The sequence below is a fragment of the Nonomuraea sp. CA-143628 genome (genome assembly GCF_050942315.1).
Classification (GTDB): Bacteria; Actinomycetota; Actinomycetes; order Streptosporangiales; family Streptosporangiaceae; genus Nonomuraea.
Window position 1 is genome coordinate 948,993 of record NZ_CP192072.1, and the last position, 22,224, is coordinate 971,216.

Here is a 22,224-nt window from a genome sequence, read left to right on the forward strand (position 1 = left end):
GCCTAAGGTGGCAACCCCATCGACTCCGGCCCTGACCGCACAGGAGTGGCACGTGACACTCGACGCCTCTCGTGGTGCACAAGCACCCCCGGAGCTCGTCCAGCTCCTCACCCCCGAGGGTGAGCGGGTCGAGCACCCCGACTACGACATCGACCTCAAACCCGAAGAGGTCCGGTCCCTCTACCGCGACCTCGTGCTCGTCCGGCGCATCGACCTGGAGGCGGTCGCCCTGCAGCGGCAGGGCGAGCTGGGCATCTGGGCCTCGCTGCTCGGCCAGGAGGCCGCGCAGATCGGCTCGGGCCGCGCGCTGACCGACGCCGACATGGCCTTCCCCACCTATCGGGAGCACGGCGTGGCGTGGTGCCGCGACGTCGACCCGGTGAAGCTGCTCGGGCTGTTCCGCGGGGTGAACCATGGCGGGTGGGACCCCAAGGAGCACAACTTCCACCTCTACACGATCGTGATCGGCAGCCAGACCCTGCACGCCGTCGGCTACGCGATGGGCGTCCAGCGCGACGACGCGAACGCGGCCGTCATCGCCTACTTCGGCGACGGCGCCAGCTCCCAGGGCGACGTGAACGAGTCGTTCGTCTGGGCCAGCGTGTTCAACGCGCCGATCGTGTTCTTCTGCCAGAACAACCAGTGGGCCATCTCCGAGCCTCTGGAGAAGCAGAGCCGCATCCCCCTCTACCGCAGGGCCTCCGGGTTCGGCTTCCCCGGCATCAGGGTCGACGGCAACGACGTGTTCGCCTGCCTCGCCGTGACCAGGCAGGCGCTCAAGAACGCCCGCGAAGGCCAGGGCCCGGTGCTCGTCGAGGCGTTCACGTACCGGATGGGCGCCCACACCACCACGGACGACCCGACGCGCTACCGCGTGGCCAGCGAGCTGGAGGCGTGGAAGCTCAAAGACCCGATCGAGCGCGTCAAGGCGTACCTGTTCAAGAACGAGTTCGCCGACCAGGCCTTCTTCGACTCGGTCGAGGGCGAGGCCGACCAGCTCGGCGCCGACCTGCGCAGGCGCTGCCTGGCGATGCCCGACCCCGAGCCGCTCGCGATGTTCGAGCACGTCTACGCCGAGCCACACGCCTTGATCGACGAGGAGCGCGCCCAATACGCCGCTTACCTGGAGGGCTTCAGTGAGTGAGCGAACCCATGAGCACACGTCGCGGGCGAAGGAGACGTCATGACCGTGCTCAGCCTGTCCAAGGCGCTCAATGAGGGCATGCGCAAGGCCATGGAGGACGACCCCAAGGTCCTCATCATGGGCGAGGACGTCGGCAAGCTCGGCGGCGTGTTCCGGGTCACCGACGGTCTGCAGAAGGACTTCGGCGAGGACCGGGTCATCGACACCCCGCTGGCCGAGTCGGGCATCATCGGCACCGCTATCGGCCTGGCGCTGCGCGGCTACCGGCCGGTGTGCGAGATCCAGTTCGACGGTTTCGTCTTCCCCGCGGCCGACCAGATCATCACCCAGCTGGCCAAGATGCCGATGCGCTCGCTCGGCGCGATCAGGCTGCCTGTCGTCGTACGCATCCCCTGCGGTGGCGGCATCGGCGCGGTCGAGCACCACAGCGAGTCGCCGGAGGCCTACTTCACGCACACCGCCGGGCTGCGCGTGGTCTCCTGCTCCAACCCGGCCGACGCGTACACGATGATCCAGCAGGCCATCCGCTGCGACGACCCGGTCATCTTCTTCGAGCCCAAGCGCCGCTACTGGGAGAAGGCCGAGATCGACACCGTCGGCACCGACTGGTGGCTGCCTCTCGACCGCGGCCGGCAGGTGCGCCAGGGCACGGACGTCACGCTGATCGCCTACGGCCCGATGGTGAAGACCTGCCTGGAGGCCGCCACGGCCGCCGAGGCCGACGGGCGCTCGGTCGAGGTCATCGACCTGCGCTCGCTCAACCCGCTCGACGCGCCGCTGGTGATGGAGTCGGTACGCCGTACCGGACGGGCCGTGGTGGTGCACGAGGCGCCGGTCAACAGCGGATTCGGCGCCGAGCTGGCGGCGAGGATCACCGAGCAGTGCTTCTACCAGCTGGAGTCACCGGTGCTGCGCGTCGGCGGCTTCTCCACGCCCTACCCGCCGTCGAAGTTGGAGGAGCACTATCTGCCCGACCTCGACCGGGTGCTCGACGCCGTCGACCGCGCCTTCGGCTACTGAGGAGGGAGACTCATGCGACGTGAATTCAAGCTCCCCGACGTGGGCGAGGGTCTGACCGAGGCGGAGATCGTCCGCTGGCACGCCAAGCCCGGTGACACGGTCAAGGTCAACCAGATCGTGGTGGAGATCGAGACGGCCAAGTCCATCGTCGAGCTACCGATCCCCTGGGACGGCGTGGTCTCCGGCCTGATGGCCGACGAGGGGCAGACGATCGACGTTGGCCGGCCCATCATCGCCGTCGACACGGACGAGCCGGACGACGCCTCCGGCAACGGCGGCCGCCGGGCCGGGGCGGCTGACGCCGGCGGGGTCAAGGCGGACGCCGACCGGATCGAGGCGCTGGCGGACGACATGGTCCCGCGTCCCCCGGCAGAGGGCGCCGTCGAACCCGGCGCCCACGGCAGCCCCGCCCCCAAGGAGGAACGCCAGGCGGTCCTGGTCGGCTACGGCGTCAAGACCGGCACCACCAAACGCCGCCCCCGGAAATCCCGCCCTGACGGGCCCGCCCAGCCACCCGTGGTCCCGGCCGCTCCCGAGCCGTCCGTGATCCCGGCCACCCCGGTCGCGAACCCGTCCCGCGTCGAGGTCACCGCGCCATCCGGCCCGGCGGCGCTGCGGCGGGTCGCCGTCCTGGCCAAGCCACCGGTACGCAAGCTGGCCAAGGACCTGGGCGTGGACCTGACCGCTCTGGTCGGCTCGGGCCCGAACGGCTCGATCACCAGGGACGACGTCCACGCAGCCGCGGAACAGCCCGCCCAAGAGCGGGCGATCACCCAGCAGGGCGAGGAGGAGCGCATCCCGGTCAAGGGCGTCCGCAAGATGACCGCCCAAGCCATGGTGACCAGCGCCTTCACCGCCCCGCACGTCACCGAGTTCCTCCAGCTCGACGTCACCGAGACCATGGAGGCGGTCCGGCGCCTGCGCACGATCCCGGACTTCGCCGAGGTCAAGGTCTCGCCGCTGCTCCTGGTCGCCAAGGCCGTACTCACGGCCGCCCGGCGCCATCCGATGATCAATTCGTCATGGGACGAGGCCGCTCAGGAGATCGTGGTCAAGCACTACGTCAACCTGGGCATCGCCGCCGCCACCCCGCGCGGCCTCGTCGTCCCCAACATCAAGTCCGCCCACGGGCTGTCCCTCCCCGAGCTGGCCGCCGAGCTGGGCCGGCTCACGGAGACCGCCAGAGCGGGCCGCACCCAACCGGCCGAGATGGCGGGCGGCACGATCACGATCACGAACGTGGGCGTGTTCGGTGTCGACACCGGTACCCCGATCCTCAACCCGGGTGAGGCCGCCATCCTCGCCTTCGGTCAGATACGGGACATGCCGTGGGTGGTGGACGGCGAGCTCGCGGTGCGCAAGGTGACGACGCTGGCGCTCTCCTTCGACCACCGGATCGTGGACGGTGAGCTGGGGTCGCTGTTCCTGCGCGACGTCGGCGCCATGCTGGAGGACCCACTTCGCATGCTCGCCTGGAGCTGACCGAGGACGCGTGCGCGCTCGTCCGACGGCCGGGCGGGCGCGGGTGTCTGAGGGTGAGCGGGCGCGGGGACTCGCAGGAGTTATCCGAGGGCGGGCGCGGGGACCTGCCCGAGCTACCCGAGGGCGGGCGTGAGGACGCGCTTGTCGGCCGAGGTCGGGCCGTGTGACCCGACCCAGACGGGTGCGCCCAGAGCGTCCGCCACGGCCGCGGGCCAGTCGGTGACGGCGTCGCCGTACACCGGCTTGGCCCGCAGCAGCCGAGCGGTGCGCGTGGCGGGGTCGCCGAGCCGGAAGTCAGCCCCCTCGTACGCGTGGCACAGCCGCGAAACCGGCGCGTCCAGGTGCGTCAGCGCCAGCGCGTCGACCCCGCCCGCCACCTCCACCGCGTACCGATGCGCCACGGCGTCGAAGTGCCCCACCCGGAACGGCCCCTGCCACGGCCCGGTGCCGTTGTGCGGTTCCGGCAGCTCCAGCGTGGGGTCCTCCGTGACCAGCGGCCCCGGCCCGTGCCGGGGAGTGTAGGTGCGCAGCACGCCCAGCCGGAGCACCCCGGCCCCACCGAGCAGCTCCAGCGCGTTCGCGAAGGTCGTCGTGCTCCAGGTCGTGTACGGGTCGAACCCGTGGTTCTCGTCCAGCAGCACCCCCTGAGCCCCCTCGAACACCACCGGCCCCCGCCTGAGCAGGTCATCGGTGGAGTCCACCAGCCGCACCCGCGACGCGAACGCCCGGTAGGCCGCCACGCAGTCCGCCACCGGTGGCCCGTCCACCCCCAGCGCCTCCCGCAGCAGGCCCAGCTTGCGGGTCAGCGTCGCGGGGGAGTCGCCCGCGCGCGGGGCGAGCGCGCCGTGCGACAGCGAGTACGCCATCGCCTCACCGACGCCCATCCCGCACGACCCGTGCCGCTCCGCCCCGCGCGCCAGCTCGCGCCGCCGGCCCGCCTCGACGTGGTACGGCGTGGCCAGCAGGCAGTCCCGATGAACCGTGATCAGCCCGTACGGATCGGGCACGCCGAGCAGTTCCAGATGGGCGGCCTCGGCGGAGAGCGCCAGGGGATCGACCACCACGAACCTCGACAGATGCGTCGGCACCCCCCGCAACGTCCCTGAGCCGAACTGCGCGAACGTGTGGTGCCGCCCGTCCGGCAGCACCACGTTGTGCGCCGCCTGGGCGCCGCCGTTGAAGCGGACGACCGCGTGGACCGGCCGGGTGGCGCACAGCCAGTCCACGACGGTGCCCTTGCCCGCGTCGCCGTACCCGAGGTCGACGACGATGACATGTTCGGTCACGAGTCGAGCCCGTCGAGCGGCTCCGACACCACGAGCGTGCCCCGGTCCAGCTTGGCCAGCGCCTTCGACACCGACTCACCGGCGCGCGAGCCGAGCCCGGCCAGGTCGTCGAGGCCCTCGTCGAGACCGATGGCGTCCTCGCCGAGCCCGATCGTGAGCGCGATCGTCTCGCAGACCGCGTCGAGGTCGTCGAGTTCCAGCACGTTCTGGCCGAGCAGGTCGCGCCAGACTTTCAGCACCCGCGCGTCGCCGGCGTAGCTGGAGCCGGCGGGCAGGATGTAGTAGACGTCGTACTTCTCGGTCAGCTCGGCGACGATCGCGGCCACGTCGATGTCGCGCGGGCGCGGGTCGCCGATCAGCTTGGCGACGGCCTTCCCGCTGACCCGCGGATAGGGCAGCTCGTCGCCGATGATGAACAGGTATCCCCGCTTGCCGCGCTTGTCGTAGCAGTCGATCGAGGTGTGCCTGGCCATGAAGTACATGGCCAGCTCGTACGACTCCGACATCTGCCCGCCGCCCCCGCCCTCCAGCAGGATCTGGCCGAGCTGGTCGTCCATGCGGTTGTCGGACTCGAACTGCCCCACCTGGAGCGGCGCCCGGTCGCAGGTCGCGTCGCCGATGGCGCCGAACATGATCTGCGGGTCGGCGGCGTACCCCTTGCGCAGCAGCAGCCCGAGCAGGTCGGGCAGCTTGGCCTGCAGCGTACGCGGGACGTGGCCCATCGAGCCGGTCACGTCGAAGAGCACGGCGACGGCCAGCGAGTTCGGGTGCTCGTCGGAGTCGCGGCTCTCCCGCGTGACGCCGAACGGGTCGAGGTCGGGGTGGGTGGTGGAGGCGCCGCCGTCGCTGTAGGCGAAGGCGCTGGCGCCGGTGGCGGCCCGGTAGCGGGCCGCCGAGCTGTAGACGTCGGTGGACCAGATTCCGCTGCCCATGATGTTCTCCCTAGAGGTGAAGGGGCCGGTAGGTACGCGGTCCGTAAAGGTCTTCGAGGAGCTCGTCGAGCTCGCCGAGCAGTGCCCACGCGTCGGCGGGCGGGCGCAGCAGGCAGCCGCGTATGAAGGCGCGCATCGTGCGGGGGTGCTCGCCGAGCAGCCCGGTGACACATTGGGTGACGCCCAGCACGTCGTCGGACGCGTCGGAGAGCTGTGACCGGCACCAGTCGACGAGGACGAGCCCGTGGTCGAGGGGGTGGACGAGTACGTGGCGGGGGAGCACGGCGCCGTGCGTGACGCCGGCCCGGTGCGCCAGGCCGGTGGCCACCAGCAGCCGCCGCCAGATCCAGGCCACGTCCCGGGGGTCGAGGCCGGTGCCGATCCGGGTCAGGGGGACGAAGCCGCCGGGTGCCCGGCTGAGGACGTTCGCCTGCCGCACGGCCCGCCCAGCTTTATGCCGAAATTTCGAGACAAGGCGGGGGATGTACGGCAGGAAGCGGGGGTCCGCGTCCGAGGCGAGCCGGGTGAGCGCGGCGGCCTCCCGCACCAGCAAGTGGTTGTCGGCCGGATCGCGCGGCAGCTTGAGCAGTGCGTCCCCGTCCGCCGGATAGAGGATGGCGGTGCCGCCCCGATGCAGCGGCGGCCCGATTCGATAAGGCCCGACCTGCTGGCCCCGGTTGAAGTCGGCCCACAACTCGGCCAGCCTGGCGAACGCCTCGGCGGTCCCCGGCGACAGGTCCGGGTGGAGTAACCGGGCATAACGCCGGTAGACCCGCGCGGGGGAGTCGCCCGTGAAGAGGTCGGCGGCCGAACGCGCCCCTGTGACGATCGACGCGGCCTCCTGGGCGTTCACCGGATCTCCTCCTCCCGTGAGGGCCGCAGCAGTGCGGGGTGGAGCAGCCGGGCGTCGCCCGCACGGTACAACTTGGCCCGTGGCCCGCCCCTGGGCCCGCCGGTCTGCGTGGTCTCCCCGGTGCCCTCCACGAACCCGGGCACCGACAGCACCTTCCGGTGGAAGTTGCCCGCGTGCAGCGGCGTGCCCCAGACGCTCTCGTAGATCAGCCGCAGCTCGGAGATCGTGAAGGTGTCGCCCGCGAACGCCGTGGCCAGCGGGGTGTACTCCAGCTTCGACCGGGCCCGCTCCACGCCGTCGGCCAGGATGCGCTGATGGTCGAAGGCCAGCCGCGGCACGTCGTCGACCGGATGCCACACGGCCGCCGCCGCGTCGGTGCCCGCCCGGGGATCGGGCAGGTCGGGGGCGAAGGCCAGGTACGAGATCGACACCACCCGCATCCGCGGGTCCCGGCCGGGGCCGCCGTAGCTGGCCAGCTGCTCGATGTGCGCGGGCGCGGTGTCCAGCCCGGTCTCCTCGGCCAGCTCGCGCACCGCCGCCCCCGCCAGGTCCTCGTCGGGCTTGATGAAGCCGCCGGGCAGCGCCCAGGCGCCCTCGTACGGCTCGACGCCGCGCTCCACGATCAGCACGTGCAGCCGCCGGTCGCGGATGGTCAGCGCCACCACGTCGACCGTCACCGCGACCGGCGGGTAGCGCCGCGGGTCGTAGCCGGCCAGGAACTCTTCCATCGACAAGTCCTTCTCAATCTGAGTAAGTCTCGACTTGAGAATAACCAGCCATCATCACGATGTCCAGAAATTTGGGCATTTACGAGATCGCGTTTAGTTGTTAAGAAGGTTTATTAACAAACTCCATCGGCCTTGCGAGGACCCATGGCGCGCTCCCGGCTCATCCTCATCCTGCTCTGGACCTGCACTTTGCTGGTCAGCGCTGGAGGTGTCGCCCTGGCCGCCCCGGCCGCGACCGCCTCCTCGACAGCTCTCTCCGGCTACAAGATCCAGTCATCCGCCAAGGTGTCGGACTCCGGCGCCGCGATCTCCACTCCCGGCTACGCGGCCTCCGGCTGGTATCCGGTCGGCCCGCGCTCGACCGTCCTGGCCGGGCTGCTGGAGAACAACGTCTACTCCGACCCGTTCTTCTCCACGAACATGCAGTCGATCCCGACCGCCGACTTCGACGTGCCCTGGTGGTACCGCTCGGACTTCACGCTCGGCTCGGAGACCGGGTTACGCACGTTCATCGACATCAGCGGGGTGATGTCGAGCGCCGACGTGTGGGTCAACGGCAGCCAGGTGGCCACGGCCGCCCAGGTCGCCGGCGCCTACACCCGCAACGAACGCGACATCACCGCGCTGGTCCACTCAGGCACCAACTCGGTGGCCTTCCGCGTCAACGCCAACAACCCCAACAACAACCTGACGATCGGCTGGATCGACTGGGTGCAGGTCCCGCGCGACGACAACACGGGCATCTTCCGCGACGTGCTGATCAGGCGCAGCGCCGACGTCTCCCTGCGCGACGCGCACGTGATCACCAACCTGGCCGTCCCGGCGCTCGACCGCGCCGACCTGACGATCAAGGCCGATGTACGCAACGGCACGGGCAGCGCGGTGACCACCACGGTCAGCGGCACGATCGGCTCGCTCACCTTCTCCCAGAACGTCTCGTTAGCCGCGAACGAGACTAAACGGATCACGTTCAGTCAGACGTTGACCAACCCGCAGGTCTGGTGGCCGTACCAGATGGGCGCCCAACCCCTCTACGACCTCAACCTCACCGCGACCGTCGGCGGCGCGGTGAGCGACTCGCTGACCCAGCGCTTCGGCGTCCGCAAGGTGGAGTCGGGCAAGAACGCCAGCGGCCGCCGCTTCTACAAGATCAACGGCCGGTCGATCCTGATCAGGGGCGGCGGCTGGTCGCCGGACATCTTCCTGCGCAAGGACCTGCGCTACCTGGAAGACAAGATCCGCTATGTCAAGGACCTCGGCCTGAACACCATCCGCGTCGAAGGCCACCTGGACACCGACGAGCTCTACGACCTGGCCGACAAGTACGGCATCCTGATGCTGCCCGGCTGGGAGTGCTGCAACAAGTGGGAGGGTTCGTTCGCCACGGCCGACTATCCCATCGCCAAGGCGTCGATGCAGGCGGAGGCCACCCGGCTGCGTAACCACCCCAGCGTGATCTCCTTCCTGATCGGCTCCGACAACCCGCCGACGGCCCAGAAGGAGACCAACTACCTCGACGCCCTGACGGCCGCCGAGTGGCCGCTGCCGATCGTCTCCGTGGCCTCGGACAAGTCCAGCCCGCAACTGGGCAACTCCGGCCTGAAGATGCCCGGCCCGTACGAGTGGGTGCCGCCGAACTACTGGTACAACAAGCGCGAAGGCGGCGCGTTCGGCTTCAACTCCGAGACCAGCGCGGGCCCGGACGTGCCGACGCTCGACTCGCTGAAGCGGATGATGACCACCGCGCAGATCAACTCGCTCTGGCAGAGCCCGAGCGCGACGCAGTATCACCGCTCCCCGTCGAGCACGTTCAACAACCTGACGATCTACCACAACGCCCTCAGGGGCCGGTACGGCGTGCCGTCCAGCCTGGCCGACTACGTGAAGAAGGCGCAGCTCGCCCAGTATGAGGCGGTCCGCGCGCAGTTCGAGGCGTACGGCCGCAACTTCACCGACTCCAGCAACCCCTCGACCGGCGTCATCTACTGGATGCTCAACAGCGGCTGGTCATCGCTGCACTGGCAGCTGTTCGACTACTACCTCGACCAGGGCGGCTCCTACTGGGGCGCGCGTGAGGCGAACAAGCCGCTGCACGTGCAGTACTCCTACGACAACAAGTCCGTCGTCGTGGTCAACTCGGGCACCTCGGCCGCCTCGGGCCTGACGGTCAAGACCGACGTGTTCAACATGGACGGCACCTCGAAGTACACCAACACGGCCGCCGTCACCGCCCCCGCCGACGGCGGCAAGGCCACCGCGGTCACCATCCCGTCGATCAGCGGCCTGTCCACGACCTACCTCGTACGGCTGAGCCTGCTGCGCGGCGGCGAGGAGATCGACCGCAACGTGTACGCGCTGTCCACCGCGAGCGACGTCATCGACTGGGACAACAACGACTGGTACTACGTGCCGACCACCAGCTACGCCAACCTGACCGGGCTCAACGGCCTGGCCCAGGCCCCGATCACCGCCACCGCCACCTCGCCGTCCCCCGGGAACGTGAGCGTGACGATCAAGAACACCGGCACGGGCGCGATCCCCGCGTTCATGCTCGACGCGCACGTCGTGGACGCGGCCGGCAAGCCGGTGCTGCCGATCCAGTGGTCGGACAACGCCATCAGCCTCTGGCCGGGCGAGTCCAAGACGCTGACCGCCACGTTCCGCGTCTCGGACCTGAGCGGCGCGGCGAGCGTCAGGGTCTCCGGCTGGAACACCGCGACGCTCACCGTCCCGGCCGGTCCGACCGGCCCGCCCGACACCGAGAAGCCCAGCGTGCCGGGCAATCTGCACACCACCGCCAAGACGTCCAGCAGCGTCTCGCTGGCCTGGGACGCCTCGACCGACAACACCGGGGTGACCGGCTACGACGTCTACAACGGCACGACCCTGGCCACCACCGTCACCGGCACGACGGCGACGGTCTCGGGCCTGACGGCCGCCACGGCGTACACGTTCACGGTCAAGGCCCGTGACGCGGCCGGCAACACCTCGGACGCCTCGAACGCGGTCACCGAGACCACCGGCAGCGGCCCGGTCATCTACCAGGCCGAGGACGCGACGATCTCCCAGGGCGTGGTGGAGTCGAACCACGACGGCTACACGGGCACCGGGTTCGTGAACTACGACAACCTGACCGGCAGCTACGTCGAGTGGACGGTCAACGCCCCCGTGGCGGGACCGGTCACTCTTGAGCTGCGCTACGCCAACGGCACCACGGTGAACCGGCCGATGACCATCACGGTCAACGGCGGTGCCGCCGTGACCCGCGACTTCAACGCCACCGGCGACTGGGACACCTGGCAGACCTCCACCCTCACCGTGAACCTCACCCAAGGAGCCAACAAGATCAGAGCCACCGCCACCACGGCCAACGGCGGGCCGAACGCCGATCGGATCTCGATAAGCTGACCTCATGATTCGCCACGTCGTGCTGTTCACCTGGACCGAGGACGCCACCGAGGAGCAGAAGGCCACGGTGGCCACCGAGTTGCGCAAACTGCCGGGGATCATCCCGGAGATCCGCGCTTACACGGCGACCGCCGACGCGGGCATCAACCAGGGCAACCACGAGTTCGGGGTGGTCGCCGACTTCGACAACGTCGACGACTACCTGGTGTACCGCGATCACCCTCAACACCAGAAGGTGATCGCGGAGCACATCAAGCCCATCATCGCGAGCCGAGCCGCCGTTCAGCTTTCGCTGTAGGCTGCTCGTCGGTCCACCCCAGCCGCTCGACCAGCAACGACTCGAACGTCTGGCCGATCGGGAACGTGGCCTGCTTGCCGTCCGACCGGAGCATCTCGCTCTGCACGGCCAGCAGGTCACCGCTGTCCCGGTCGATGATGATCTGCTGCTGCAGGGGGTCGCCGAGAAGCAGCGCGACCCCCGCGCGTCCCTCGTCGTCCTCGACTCCGTCGGTCACCTTCACGTGCGGCAGCCCGGCGAGCATCCGATAGACCGCCGCCCGCGTGCCCGGAGTGCTCGGTTTGTCGAGGAGCAGCCACCTGCTTGCCGCCCAGAGCCAGGCCTCCTGGGTGTCGGGGCCGTCCGCGGGATAATGCTTCAGCAGCTCGGCCTTGAGCGCTTTGGCGTCGGTCGGCAGTTGCTCCACAGGCTTCAGCTTTTTCGGGTCAAAGGGGGTGAAGAACACCCGGCCGAGCGTGCAACCGCTCTTGGAATTGCAGAGCCGCGGCGAGCCGGCCTCCTTCCAGGCCCGATTGTCGGCTGGCGTCAACGGCACGGTGGTCACGGCCTTCCACTCGTTCCGCGTCTCCCCTTTCCGATTCACCCACAGGACCTCGCCGGTCCGCTGCTCGACGACGTAAGCGGGCTTCCCCTTGCCGACCTGCCGCGACACCTGCCGCACCTCCCGCCGCCACCAGGCGCCCGTGCCCGGAGACTGCGCGGCCAGCCGGTCCGCCGCCGCGGCGAGCACCGGGGGCACGTTCGAGGTGGCGGCCGTCTGGACCTCGCCTCCGCCCAGCCTGGGCACCACCACGAACCCGCCGACCAGCACCAGGGTCACGGCCGCCGCCGCGAGCGTCACCCGGGACCAACCGGGCAGGCGGCGGCGCGGGGCGCGGTCCATGAGCTGCGCCCGGATCCGCATCGTGCCGGCCGGATCGGCGGGCGGCACGTCCGGCATCACATCGTCGATGAGCTGGAACTCCTTCATCACACCTCAACTCCCAGCGCGTTACGCAGCTTGGTCCTGGCCCGGCTCAGCCGGGAGGCGACGGTGCCGTTGGCGATGCCGAGCGCCGCGGCCACGTCGTCGTAGGTCAGCTCGCCGTAGGCGACGAGCAGCAGCACATCGCGCTCACCGCGCGAGAGCCCGGCCAGCGCGGCCGAGAGCTTTTGTACGGTCACTCCGGCGGTGACCCGATCGGCGACCCGCTGGTCATGGCCGCCCTCGTCCGGAGGCGGGCCGGATCTCGCCAGCGCCCGGTAGTGCCGCATCTCGGCCCGCCGGTGCTTGCCGATGAGGTTGGTGGCGATGCCGTACAGCCATGGCCTGATGCCGCCCTTGGCGGCGTCGAAGCTGTGGCGATGGCGGAACGCGGCGAGAAAGGTCTCGGCGGCGAGGTCCTCGGCGATGTCGAGGTCGAGGCGGCGGCCGATGTAGCGCCGGATCTCCTCGTAGTGCGCGTCGAAGACCGTGGCGAACCGCTCGGGGTCGGCCACCGCTCCGTCAGGGAATGTGATCATGCAAGGGTCTCCCTTGCCGGGGAACAGGGACACTGGTGATTACCCGCTCCCGGGAGACCCTTCCGGTTAGATTTCCGGCGGGTTGTTCTCGCGGTGCATCAGCTGGTGGTCAGAGGTGCGGCCCCGCTTCGGGGCCAGCACGATGCTCAGGACCACGCCCACCCCGCCGACGATCATGAAGATGACGCCGATCGTGTCCATGTGCACGCTCTGACCGAACACGTCCGGTTCGATGGCGAATCGCAGGATGGCGCCGAGCGTGAGGAAGAAGATGCTGACCCCGACACCCATGACGACCTCCAGAACGGCAAAGAACGCGTACGCCCTCGGTCATACCCGGGTATGCGTGATCACACGCTCAGGCGAGACAGGAGAGTGGCTTTCCGCCATTGAACGTGATCATGTCGCCGATGGCGGCGACAAGGTCGACCTCGCCGCCCCGGGGCAGTCCGTCCAGCTCGGCGTAGGCGCGGTGTAGATTGCCCACGATGCGCTCGGCGTCGAGTAGCTCGCCCCACTCGCCCAGGTCGGTCTCGCGGGCCGCCTCCAGCGGGGTCAGCCCCGCCGCCCGCCCGCGCTCGGCGGTCGCCAGCACGAACTCCAGATAGCCCCGCACCCGGTCGAAGACCTCGGGCCCGCACACGTCGCCGTGCCCCGGCACGACCGTCTCCGCGCCCAGCTCCTTGAGCTGGTCGAGCGCCTCGATCCCGCCCGTCACCGAGCCCATCAGCACGAACGGCGTGCCGCCGTTGAAGGCCAGGTCACCCGCGAACAGCAGCCGCCGCTCCGGGATCCAGACATAGGAGTCGTTGGTCGTGTGCGCGGCGAAGCCGACGTGCCGCACCTCGCAGCGCAGATCGTCGGAGTAGACCGTGACCCGGTCGCTGTAGGTGAGGAACGGCGCCGCCGCCTCCAGATGGCCCCACTCCACGTCCGGTGACCAGGCGAGCGTCCGATACTCGGGGATGCCCTCGGCCACGATCAGCTCGCGGGTCCGCTCGTGGGCGACGATGGTGGCCTCTGGGAAGAGGTAGTTGCCGAACGTGTGGTCGCCGTGGTGATGGGTGTTGATCAGCGTGGTGATCGGGCGGGCGGTGATCTCGGCGATGGCCCGCCGGTACGTCCGCGTGCGCCGCTCGGTCGAGCAGGTGTCGATGGCGATCACCCCGCGCCGCCCGGCCAGGAAGCCCGTGTTGTTGATCCACCAGCTCCCGTCAGGCTGAATGTAGGCGTAAATGCTTGAGGAGACCTCTACCAAACGGGGTGGCGGCAGAGTCCGGTCGTCGTGGTGAGAGGCGCTCATGTCGTGAACGTACCGTGTGGGGGCCGTACGGACTGCGCGTTTCTCAGCAGAACGCCCGCTCCACAGCGGAGCGGGCGTTCAGCGGGAGGCGGCTGGTCTAGAAGGCGTCCTCCGGCAGGTCCATCAGGTCCTGGCCGGTGGCGGTGAGCACCCGGCGCTCGGTGGCCAGGCGGGGCAGCACGGTCGTCGCGAAGAACGAGGCGGCGGCGACCTTGCCCTGGTAGAAGGCGTCCTCGCCGTCGGCGAGCCGGGTCAGCGCGATCTCGGCCTGGCGCAGCAGCAGCCAGCCGATCACCAGGTCGCCCAGGGCGAGCAGCAGCCTGGTCGTGTTGAGCCCGACCTTGTAGACCTCGCTCGGCGTCTCCAGCGCGCCCAGCGCCCATCCGGCCATCGTGTCGCCCATGACCTTGATGTCGGCGGCGGCCTCGGCGAGCAGCTTGCGCTCCTCCTTGAGGCGGCCGTTGCCGGCGTCGGAGGAGGCGAAGGCGTTGATCTCGGCCAGCAGCGAGCCGATCGCGGCGCCCTGGTTGCGCAGGATCTTGCGGAAGAACAGGTCCAGGCCCTGGATCGCGGTGGTGCCCTCGTACAGGGAGTCGATCTTGGCGTCGCGGATGTACTGCTCGATCGGGTAGTCCTGCAGGTAGCCCGAGCCGCCGAGCGTCTGCAGGGACCGGGCGAGCAGCTCGTACGACCGCTCGGACCCGACACCCTTGACCAGGGGCAGTAGCAGGTCGTTCATGTCGCGCGCGTGCCGGTCGCCGGGGTCCATCTGGATGGCGTCCTGGAAGGTGGCCGTGTAGAGCACCAGCGCGCGCATGCCCTCGACGTACGACTTCTGCAGCATCAGCTCGCGGCGTACGTCCGGGTGATGCGTGATCGGCACCCGGGGCGCGGACTTGTCGGCCATCCTGGTCAGATCGGCGCCCTGGGCGCGGCTCTTGGCGTACTCCAGGGCGTTCAGGTAGCCGGTGGACAGCGTGGCGATGGCCTTGGTGCCGACCATCATGCGGGCGTGCTCGATCACCATGAACATCTGCCTGATGCCCTCGTGCACGTCGCCGACCAGCCAGCCGATGGCCGGGTGCTTGTCGCCGAAGGTGAGCTCGCAGGTCGTGGAGACCTTCAGGCCCATCTTCTTCTCCACGTTGGTGACGTAGGCGCCGTTGCGCTCGCCCAGCTCACCCGTCTCCAGGTCCACGTGGAACTTGGGCACCAGGAACATCGACAGGCCCTTGGTGCCGGGTCCGTGTCCCTCGGGGCGGGCCAGCACCAGGTGGAAGATGTTCTCGGCCATGTCGTGCTCGGCGCTGGTGATGAAGCGCTTGACGCCCTCGATGTGCCAGGTCCCGTCGGGCTGCCGGATCGCCTTGGCCCGGCCCGCGCCGACGTCGGAGCCCGCGTCGGGCTCGGTCAGCACCATGGTGGCGCCCCAGTCGCGCTCGATGGCCAGCTCGGCGAAGCGCTTCTGGTCGGCGGTGCCTACCTCCCACAGCGTGTAGGCGAAGTTGGGGCCGGCGGCGTACATGTAGAGGGCCGGGTTCGCGCCCAGGACCATCTCGGCGGTGGCCCAGGCCAGGCTCCGGGGGATGCCGGGGCCGCCCAGCTCGCGCGGCAGGTCGAGATGCGCCCAACCGCCGTCGACCACCGCCTTGAACGACTTCTTGACACCCTCCGGCATGGTGACCGAGCTCGTGGCGGCGTCGAAGACCGGCGGGTGGCGGTCGCCCTCCTCGAACGAGTCCGCGAGCACGCCGGTGGCCAGTCTGTTGACCTCTTCCAGGATGCCGCGGGCGACCTCTTCGTCGACGTCGGCATACGGCCCGGTGCCGAGGATCTCGCGTCGCCCGAACACCTCGAAGAGGTTGAACTCCAGGTCACGGACGTTGCTCTTGTAGTGGCCCATGAGTGTCGATCTCCTTGAACCGGGGGCGTTATGTACTGGCCAGTAACCTTACTCGAAATGCTACCCGCGAGTAACCGTGAATATGCGTGGCATGCTCATCTCCATGGACGCCGAAGAACTCGCCACCCGCTGGCGAGAGCGACTGGACTCCTGGGCCATCCCCGCCGAGATCATGGCCAAGGCGCCGGTCGATCCGTGGGGCCATCACCCGGCGCGCTTCGCCACGCGTACCGACAGGGCGCTCGCCGAGCCCGACGACGGGCCGACCGCGACGCGCCTCATCGAGGCGCTGGACGAGGGCGCCACACTGCTCGACGTCGGCGCGGGCACCGGCGCCGCGTCGCTGCCGATGCACGACCGGTTCTCCATGCTGTACGCGGTCGACACCTCCGCCGCGATGCTCGACGAGCTCGCCCTCAGGGCGGACAAGCTCGGCGTCCCGCTCACCACGATCGAAGGCCGCTGGCCCGACGTCGCGGAGCAGGTGCCGGTGGCCGACGTGGTGGTCTGCGCCCACGTCATCTACAACGTGCCCGACCTGGCCGACTTCCTCCGCGCGCTGAACGACCACGCCAGGCGCCGCGTCGTCATCGAACTCCCGCACCGCCACCCCATGAGCTGGATGGCCCCGCTGTGGCAGCACTTCCACAACGTGGACCGCCCGGTCCGGCCGGTCGCCGAGGACTGCGTGGCACTGGCCGCCGCGCTCGGCTTCCCCGTACGGGTCGAGGAGCGGGAGGCGCCGCTGGACCGGTTCAACTCTCTGGAGGACCTGGCCGACAGCGTCTGCCAGCGCGCCTGCCTCGACCCCGCGCGCTCGGCGGAGGTCGGCGCGACGGCCCTGGAGCTGGGCATGTGGCCGCTGCCACGGGAGCGCTGGACCACGATCTGGTGGGACTGACCAGCAGAGCGCTGAGTCGCTATCTGGTGGGACTGGCCAGCTTGTCAGAATGATGTTCTATCGGGGACGCTGTCCGGATGAAGGCAGTCGTCTGCACCGCGTTCGGCAAGCCGGTCGAGCTCATCGAGCGGCCTGATCCCATCGCGGGTCCCGGCCAGGTGGTGGTCGAGGTCGAGGCGGCCGGGGTCAACTACGTCGACGGGCTGATGGTCGGCGGCACCTACCAGCTCAAGCCACAGCTGCCCTTCACTCCGGGGTACGAGGTGGCCGGGCGGCTGGCCGACGGCAGCAGGGTCCTCGCCATCACGGGGCTCGGCGGTTACGCCACACATGTCGTCATTTCGGAGGAGCAGGCCGTACCCCTGCCGGAGGGCCTCGATCCGCGGACCGCGGCGGTGTTCGCGCAGAGCTATTGCACGGCCATGTACGCGCTCAGGGAGCGCGCCGGGCTGCGGCACGGTGAGCGGGTGCTGGTGCTCGGCGCGGGCGGCGGGGTGGGGCTGGCGGCCATCCAGGTGGCCAGGGCGCTGGGCGCCGCCGTGCTGGCGGCCGCCTCGACGCCGGACAAGCGCGAGCGCGCGGCGCTGGCCGGGGCCGACGAGGTCATCGGCTACGAAGGGCTGAAGGGCACGGCGAGGCGCTGGGGCGTGGACGTGGTGGTGGACCCGGTAGGGGGCGAACTGTCCGAGGAGGCGCTGCGCTCGCTGCGCGAGGGCGGGCGGCTCCTGGTCGTCGGCTTCGCCGGGGGCGGCATCCCGCGGCTGCCCGCCAACCAGGTGCTGCTGCGTAATCGGGCGGTGGTGGGGGTGGACTGGGGCGCGTGGTCGTTGAGCCACGCGGCCGCCAACCGGCTGATGCTCCAGGAGCTCCTCACGATGCCCGGGATCGACCCGGCACCACCGGAGGCCAGGCCCCTGGAGGAGGCCGGACGGGCCATGGACGACTTGATCAACCGCCGGGTCACTGGGAAGATCGCGCTCGTCCCTGCCTCGTGAGCGTCAGGACGCCGGCGATCACATAGACCAGGGCGCCATGCCAGATCGACTGGACCGCCGAGCCGAACACCCCCTCCCCGTCGAGTACGAGCTGCACCGGGTAGTCCAGGACCGCCGTGATGGCGGCCGGCAGCAGCGCGAACCTCCACGGGTGCTTCAGCGCCCACAGACGCGCCTGGCGGGTGACCCGGTCGCCCTCGTTCGGCTTGGACACCGCGCCGATGGCGGCGACCAGCGCGAACACACTGATCCCCAGGCCGAGCGACCACACCAAGCCGGCGGAGTCGGAAAGCACACCCAGCACGAAGCTGACCGCGGCCGTCGCGCCACCGCTGACGGCGGCGGTCTTCCAAGGGGCGCCACGCAGAGCGGCGCCGGACAGCGAGACCTCATCGCGTCGACTGATTTCGTTCATGTCCCCAGAGTGCCTTTCGCCACCCCTTTATCGCATCGGGGACCTACCCTGAGCCCTCCCTGACTTGTCGGGCATGATTCGGGCATGGACGAAACCTGGATTATCCGGCCGGCCCATGCCGACGACGTGCCCGCCGTCGTGGCGATGCTGGCCGACGACCCGCTCGGCGCCAAGCGCGAGGGAGATCCGGCCGACGAGCGGTATCTGGCGGCCTTCGCCCGGATCGACGCCAACCCCTACGACGAGCTGATCGTCGCGGAGCACGGTGGCAAGATCCTCGGGACCATGCAGCTCACCTACCTGGCCGGGCTCTCGCGGCTCGGGGCCGAACGCTGTCAGATCGAGGCCGTCAGGGTCGACGCCTCGACCCGGGGTCAGGGTCTGGGGCGCGAGATGATGCGGTGGGCGATCGACCGGGCGCGGGCCCGGGGTTGTGCGATCGTCCAGCTCACGTCGGACAAGTCGCGCACCGACGCGCACCGGTTCTACGACTCGCTCGGCTTCGCTGCCTCCCACGAGGGTTACAAGCTGTCGCTGAGCTGAGCAGCCTCTTCGGGGGGCTACTCGGTGTCGCCCAGCTGGTCGATCATCCACCTGCACCACTCGGCGCGGTGCCGCTCGTACCCCAGGCCGCACCGCAGCGTCGCGTAGTTGCCGAAGCGCGGATCGCCGAACGGAGGCGGGCCGCCGAACGCCGCCTCCTCCCGCTCGTACTCGGCCAGCCGCGCCTCGTGCGCGGCCAGCTGGTCGGCGAACATCCGCCTGACCAGCCCCGCCTCGGCCAGCCACGCCGCGTACGTCTTGAGCACCAGCTCGTCCCGCTCCGGCCGCTCCTTCGGCGGCCGGGTCACCCACCCGCGCAGCTCCGCCGAGCCCTCGTCCGTCAGGTGGTAGACCTTCTTGTCCTGCGGCCCCGGCCCGTGCCTGGTCTCGTAGCCGACCAGGCCGGCGGTCCGCAGTTTCTGCAGCTCGGCGTGGATCTGGCTGTGCCCGGCGGTCCAGAAGAAGCCGATGGGCCGCCGCATGGCCGCGGCGATGTCGTATCCGGTGCGGTCGCCGCGAGCCAGCACGGCGAGGATCGCGAATCCCAGCGTTGAGGTCATGGTGCCGCCAAGGGTATTGTCACCAACGACTATGTCACTTCAGACATAGTGTGGTGAAGGGGCGGCGATGCGCGCGATCATCGGCTCGATCGGACTTGTCCTGGTGCTGACCGCCTGCGGTGGCGCGGTCAGCCCCACGACCGCGCCCCCTACCCCGCTTCAGGCCACGCCCACACCGGCGCCCAAGGTCACGGGCCCCAACGTCTCCGGCTGCTTCACCAGCGCGGACGGAAAGATCTTCACCTACGGCGACGACCTGCCCGGCGTCATCACCGGCAAGGGCGCGGTCGGCGTGGTGATCACGTACGAGCGCAACGGCAACGTCTGCACCTGGCGCCCGCTCTCCGACCGCCTGGTCGCGGCCGGCTACCGCGTCCTGCTGTACGCCAGGCCCGGCACCGAATACCCCGACGAGGTGACGGTCGCCATGGCCAAGCGCCTGTCCAAGGAGAAGGGCGTGCGTCGCCTGTTCCTGGTCGGCGGCTCCATAGGCGCGACCGCCTCCGTCCCGGCGGCGGAACGGCTGGGCTCCAAAGTGGCCGGGGTCGTCGCCCTGTCCGGCGCGGTCGCCGAGGGCGAGGCGGCCAAGCTGACGGCCCCGCTGCTCCAGATCGGCAGCGAGAACGACGCGTACGGCGGCGCCAAGGACCTCCAGCGCACCCACGACGCCGCCACCAAGGCCCCCGACAACGAGCTCCACGTCATCAAGGGCGAGAGCCTGCACGCCTCAGCGCTGTTCGGCAGCCCTCACGGCCCCGAGGTGCTCGACCGGATCATCGCCTTCATGGATCGGTACAAGGGCTGACCTCGACCAGGTTGTCATGGTAGGCCGGACCCCGGCCCATGTCGGCGTCGCGTTCGGCCACGACCGCGTTGGCGTTCGCGCCGCCGGGGCTGTGCTTGGGCCAGCGGCCCTTGGGCGAGGCCACCACGCCGCGCGCCACCCGGTCGCTCACCTCGACGTGGGCCAGGAACTCGCCGCTCGCGTTGTGCACCCGCGCCCGCTGCCCGCTCACCAGCCCGCGCGCCTCGGCGTCGGCCGGGTTGACCAGCACCACGGGCTCCTTGGCCCGGCGCCTGAGCTCCGGGTTGTTGCCGAAGATCGTGTTGAGGAAGGTGTGCGCCGCTGGCGTCACCAGGGTCAGCGGGTACGGCGAGCCGTCGGCCGTACGCAGGGAATGAGGCGGAACGTACGCCTTGCCGCGCGGCGGGAAGCGGAGCCGGCCCGAGGCGGTGGGGAAGCCGTCGGCGAAGGGGGTGAACGGCTGGGGATAGTTCATCCGCACCCATCCCTCCTTGCGCAGCCGGTCCAGCGTGACGCCCTCCAGCGACGGGTGGCCGCTGCTCAGCAACTGCTCGGCCAGCTCCAGATCGGAGTGGTACAGCGACGGCTCCGTCATCCCCATGTGGGCGGCCAGACGGCGGAACGTCTCCGTGGTGGACAGGCACTCGCCCGGCGGCGCCACGGCGGGCTCGTTCCAGAGCAGGTAGAGGTGGCCGTACCCGGCGTGCAGATCCATGTGCTCGGTCTGCATGGTCGCGGGGAGCACGATGTCGGCGTAGTCGACCGTGTCGGTGGGGAACTGCTCCATGACCACCGTGAACAGGTCCTCGCGCGCCAGCTGGCGCCGGATCCGGTTGGCGTCGGGGGTCGAGCCGACCGGGTTGGCGGCGTACACCCAGAGGCATTTCACCGAGTCCAGCTCGGAGGCCAGCCGGGTCATGGTCAGCGTACGGACCGGCTTGGCCAGCAGGTCGTCACGCATGTCGATATTGAGGTGCATGTGGCCGCTGGTGGAGTAGGCCACGCCGCCGCCCGGATGGCGCCAGTCGCCGGTCACGCCGGGGATCGCGGCGATCGTCCGCAGCGCGGTGCCGCCGCCGGCGTGCCGCTGGATGCCCATCGTGGTCCGGATCGCGGTCGGCCGGGTGCGCGCGAGCCGCGTGCCCAGCTCGCGGATGTCGGCGGCCGCGATGCCGGTGATCTCGGCGGCCCGCTCGACGGGGTAGGCCAGGATCTCCTCACGGAAGGACTCCCAGCCCTGGGTGTGCTCGGCGAGGAACTCCTCGTCCTGGGTGCCCTCGGCGAGCACCACGTTCAGCAGGGCCAGCGCGAGCACGGCGTCGGTGCCCGGCCGGATGGCCAGGTGCCGGTCCGCCTGGTCGGCGGTCCTGGTGCGGATCGGGTCTATGGCCACCACGTACGCGCCGGCCGCGCGGGCGTCCTGGACGAACTTCCACAGGTGGTGCCCGCTGGTCAGCGTGTTCGTGCCCCACAGCAGGATCAGCCTGGACAGCGCGAGATCCTCGGGGTCCATGCCGGCGGGTGTGCCGTTGGTCAGGCTCAGTCCGGCGCCGCCGGCCGTGGCGCAGATGTTCAGCCAGTGCTTGGAGGCGCCCAGCATGTTCCAGAACCGGCGCCCGGCCACGCCCTCGCAGCCCTGGATGTAGCCGAGCGAGCCCGTCCCCACGTACGGCCAGATGGCCTCGCCGCCGTGCTCGTCGATGATGCTCCGCAGCCTGAGGGCGATCTCGTCGAACGCCTCCTCCCAGGTGATGCGCTCGAACTCGCCCGACCCCTTGGGCCCGGTTCGGCGCAGCGGATACAGGATGCGGTCGTCCGCCTGGGTATGCTCCAGATACCGGTTGACCTTCACGCAGAGGGCGCCCCGGGTGTAGGGCTGTTCCGGGTTGCCGCGCATCTTCACGGCCTTGCCGTCTTCGACCGTGACGATCCAAGAGCAGGTATCAGGGCAGTCCAAAGGACATGCCCCCAAAACTCGCAACTCACCCGACATGCGACACAGCTTACGTGTCGCTTCACCAGGCATCAGGGGAGCCACGACATGCCCCGACGCGCGGTAGAAATCAAGGGTGAAGGATTGAAGGGGCCCAAAGATCGTACGGTCGGTCGGGAAGGTGCAGAATCTCTGTCGGTGGCCGAAATCAG

General features: G+C 69.9%; 21 protein-coding genes. 9 read left to right on the forward strand and 12 right to left on the reverse strand.

The window, feature by feature from the left end; genetic code table 11:
* The first annotated feature begins 52 nt into the window (after positions 1-52).
* Genes pdhA through ACQP2T_RS04595 form a run of 3 tightly spaced genes read left to right on the forward strand, consistent with a single transcriptional unit; the run spans position 53 to position 3,646 of the window.
* Positions 53-1,144 carry a pyruvate dehydrogenase (acetyl-transferring) E1 component subunit alpha gene (pdhA, locus tag ACQP2T_RS04585; RefSeq protein ID WP_433514941.1) on the forward strand — a complete coding sequence of 364 codons (1,092 nt, stop codon included), beginning with the start codon at positions 53-55 and terminating at the stop codon, positions 1,142-1,144.
* Positions 1,145-1,183: 39 nt separating this feature from the next.
* Positions 1,184-2,164, forward strand: coding sequence for an alpha-ketoacid dehydrogenase subunit beta (locus ACQP2T_RS04590; RefSeq protein WP_433514942.1), 981 nt, complete (start codon positions 1,184-1,186; stop codon positions 2,162-2,164).
* A gap of 12 nt (positions 2,165-2,176) precedes the next feature.
* Positions 2,177-3,646: a dihydrolipoamide acetyltransferase family protein gene (locus ACQP2T_RS04595; protein ID WP_433514943.1), complete on the forward strand. Its 1,470-nt coding sequence runs from the start codon at positions 2,177-2,179 to the stop codon at positions 3,644-3,646.
* Positions 3,647-3,759: 113 nt separating this feature from the next.
* Here the strand turns inward: ACQP2T_RS04595 and ACQP2T_RS04600 are convergent, their stop codons facing one another.
* The 4 genes from ACQP2T_RS04600 to ACQP2T_RS04615 are packed head-to-tail and all read right to left on the reverse strand — an operon-like array spanning position 3,760 to position 7,445.
* Positions 3,760-4,932, reverse strand: coding sequence for an adenylosuccinate synthetase (locus tag ACQP2T_RS04600; protein ID WP_433514944.1), 1,173 nt, complete (start codon positions 4,930-4,932; stop codon positions 3,760-3,762).
* A complete protein-coding gene (locus ACQP2T_RS04605) occupies positions 4,929-5,864 on the reverse strand; it encodes a hypothetical protein (RefSeq protein ID WP_433514945.1) in 936 nt (311 codons plus the stop codon). The genes ACQP2T_RS04600 and ACQP2T_RS04605 overlap by 4 nt, the downstream gene beginning before the upstream one ends.
* Before the next feature lie 10 nt (positions 5,865-5,874).
* Positions 5,875-6,717 (reverse strand): molecular chaperone DnaJ, encoded by an 843-nt coding sequence (locus ACQP2T_RS04610; protein ID WP_433514946.1) that lies wholly within the window; start codon positions 6,715-6,717, stop codon positions 5,875-5,877.
* Positions 6,714-7,445 (reverse strand): NUDIX domain-containing protein, encoded by a 732-nt coding sequence (locus ACQP2T_RS04615; RefSeq protein WP_433514947.1) that lies wholly within the window; start codon positions 7,443-7,445, stop codon positions 6,714-6,716. The genes ACQP2T_RS04610 and ACQP2T_RS04615 overlap by 4 nt, the downstream gene beginning before the upstream one ends.
* A 144-nt stretch (positions 7,446-7,589) precedes the next feature.
* On the opposite strand from ACQP2T_RS04615, the gene ACQP2T_RS04620 reads away from it, so the two are divergent.
* Both ACQP2T_RS04620 and ACQP2T_RS04625 read left to right on the forward strand, forming a co-directional pair.
* The gene (locus tag ACQP2T_RS04620; protein WP_433514948.1) at positions 7,590-10,853 is read left to right on the forward strand and encodes a glycosyl hydrolase 2 galactose-binding domain-containing protein; all 3,264 of its coding nucleotides are present in this window, start codon (positions 7,590-7,592) and stop codon (positions 10,851-10,853) included.
* A 4-nt stretch (positions 10,854-10,857) separates the two neighbouring features.
* Positions 10,858-11,151 carry a Dabb family protein gene (locus ACQP2T_RS04625; RefSeq protein ID WP_357652147.1) on the forward strand — a complete coding sequence of 98 codons (294 nt, stop codon included), beginning with the start codon at positions 10,858-10,860 and terminating at the stop codon, positions 11,149-11,151.
* On the opposite strand, the gene ACQP2T_RS04630 is transcribed toward ACQP2T_RS04625, so the two are convergent.
* The 5 genes from ACQP2T_RS04630 to ACQP2T_RS04650 all read right to left on the reverse strand — a co-directional run bounded on the left by ACQP2T_RS04630 (position 11,114) and on the right by ACQP2T_RS04650 (position 15,860).
* Entirely contained in the window at positions 11,114-12,121 is a 1,008-nt protein-coding gene (locus ACQP2T_RS04630; RefSeq protein WP_433514949.1) for a CU044_5270 family protein, read from the reverse strand. The two genes, ACQP2T_RS04625 and ACQP2T_RS04630, sit on opposite strands and share 38 nt — an antisense overlap.
* Positions 12,121-12,654, reverse strand: a complete 534-nt coding sequence (locus tag ACQP2T_RS04635; RefSeq protein WP_433514950.1) for an RNA polymerase sigma factor — start codon at positions 12,652-12,654, stop codon at positions 12,121-12,123. Before ACQP2T_RS04635 ends, ACQP2T_RS04630 begins: the two co-directional genes overlap by 1 nt.
* A gap of 66 nt (positions 12,655-12,720) precedes the next feature.
* Positions 12,721-12,945 (reverse strand): hypothetical protein, encoded by a 225-nt coding sequence (locus tag ACQP2T_RS04640; RefSeq protein ID WP_225301634.1) that lies wholly within the window; start codon positions 12,943-12,945, stop codon positions 12,721-12,723.
* 67 nt (positions 12,946-13,012) lie between these two features.
* Positions 13,013-13,957 carry an MBL fold metallo-hydrolase gene (locus tag ACQP2T_RS04645; RefSeq protein WP_433514951.1) on the reverse strand — a complete coding sequence of 315 codons (945 nt, stop codon included), beginning with the start codon at positions 13,955-13,957 and terminating at the stop codon, positions 13,013-13,015.
* A gap of 97 nt (positions 13,958-14,054) precedes the next feature.
* Positions 14,055-15,860: an acyl-CoA dehydrogenase gene (locus tag ACQP2T_RS04650; RefSeq protein ID WP_433514952.1), complete on the reverse strand. Its 1,806-nt coding sequence runs from the start codon at positions 15,858-15,860 to the stop codon at positions 14,055-14,057.
* Between the two features lie 91 nt (positions 15,861-15,951).
* On the opposite strand from ACQP2T_RS04650, the gene ACQP2T_RS04655 reads away from it, so the two are divergent.
* Both ACQP2T_RS04655 and ACQP2T_RS04660 read left to right on the forward strand, forming a co-directional pair.
* Complete coding sequence (locus tag ACQP2T_RS04655) at positions 15,952-16,761, forward strand: class I SAM-dependent methyltransferase (RefSeq protein WP_433514953.1); 810 nt, start codon at positions 15,952-15,954, stop codon at positions 16,759-16,761.
* Positions 16,762-16,838: 77 nt separating this feature from the next.
* Positions 16,839-17,756, forward strand: coding sequence for a zinc-binding dehydrogenase (locus tag ACQP2T_RS04660; protein WP_433514954.1), 918 nt, complete (start codon positions 16,839-16,841; stop codon positions 17,754-17,756).
* On the opposite strand, the gene ACQP2T_RS04665 is transcribed toward ACQP2T_RS04660, so the two are convergent.
* Positions 17,722-18,171, reverse strand: coding sequence for a hypothetical protein (locus tag ACQP2T_RS04665; RefSeq protein WP_433514955.1), 450 nt, complete (start codon positions 18,169-18,171; stop codon positions 17,722-17,724). The two genes, ACQP2T_RS04660 and ACQP2T_RS04665, sit on opposite strands and share 35 nt — an antisense overlap.
* A gap of 84 nt (positions 18,172-18,255) precedes the next feature.
* Between ACQP2T_RS04665 and ACQP2T_RS04670 the strand changes: the two genes are divergently transcribed.
* A complete protein-coding gene (locus ACQP2T_RS04670) occupies positions 18,256-18,714 on the forward strand; it encodes an N-acetyltransferase family protein (RefSeq protein ID WP_433514956.1) in 459 nt (152 codons plus the stop codon).
* A 17-nt stretch (positions 18,715-18,731) separates the two neighbouring features.
* Here the strand turns inward: ACQP2T_RS04670 and ACQP2T_RS04675 are convergent, their stop codons facing one another.
* Positions 18,732-19,274, reverse strand: a complete 543-nt coding sequence (locus ACQP2T_RS04675) for a PadR family transcriptional regulator (protein WP_433514957.1) — start codon at positions 19,272-19,274, stop codon at positions 18,732-18,734.
* A gap of 67 nt (positions 19,275-19,341) precedes the next feature.
* Between ACQP2T_RS04675 and ACQP2T_RS04680 the strand changes: the two genes are divergently transcribed.
* A complete protein-coding gene (locus tag ACQP2T_RS04680; RefSeq protein WP_433514958.1) occupies positions 19,342-20,079 on the forward strand; it encodes an alpha/beta hydrolase in 738 nt (245 codons plus the stop codon).
* Here ACQP2T_RS04680 and ACQP2T_RS04685 read toward each other — a convergent pair.
* Positions 20,057-22,036 carry a molybdopterin-containing oxidoreductase family protein gene (locus tag ACQP2T_RS04685; RefSeq protein WP_433514959.1) on the reverse strand — a complete coding sequence of 660 codons (1,980 nt, stop codon included), beginning with the start codon at positions 22,034-22,036 and terminating at the stop codon, positions 20,057-20,059. The genes ACQP2T_RS04680 and ACQP2T_RS04685 overlap by 23 nt on opposite strands.
* Positions 22,037-22,224: the final 188 nt, after the last annotated feature.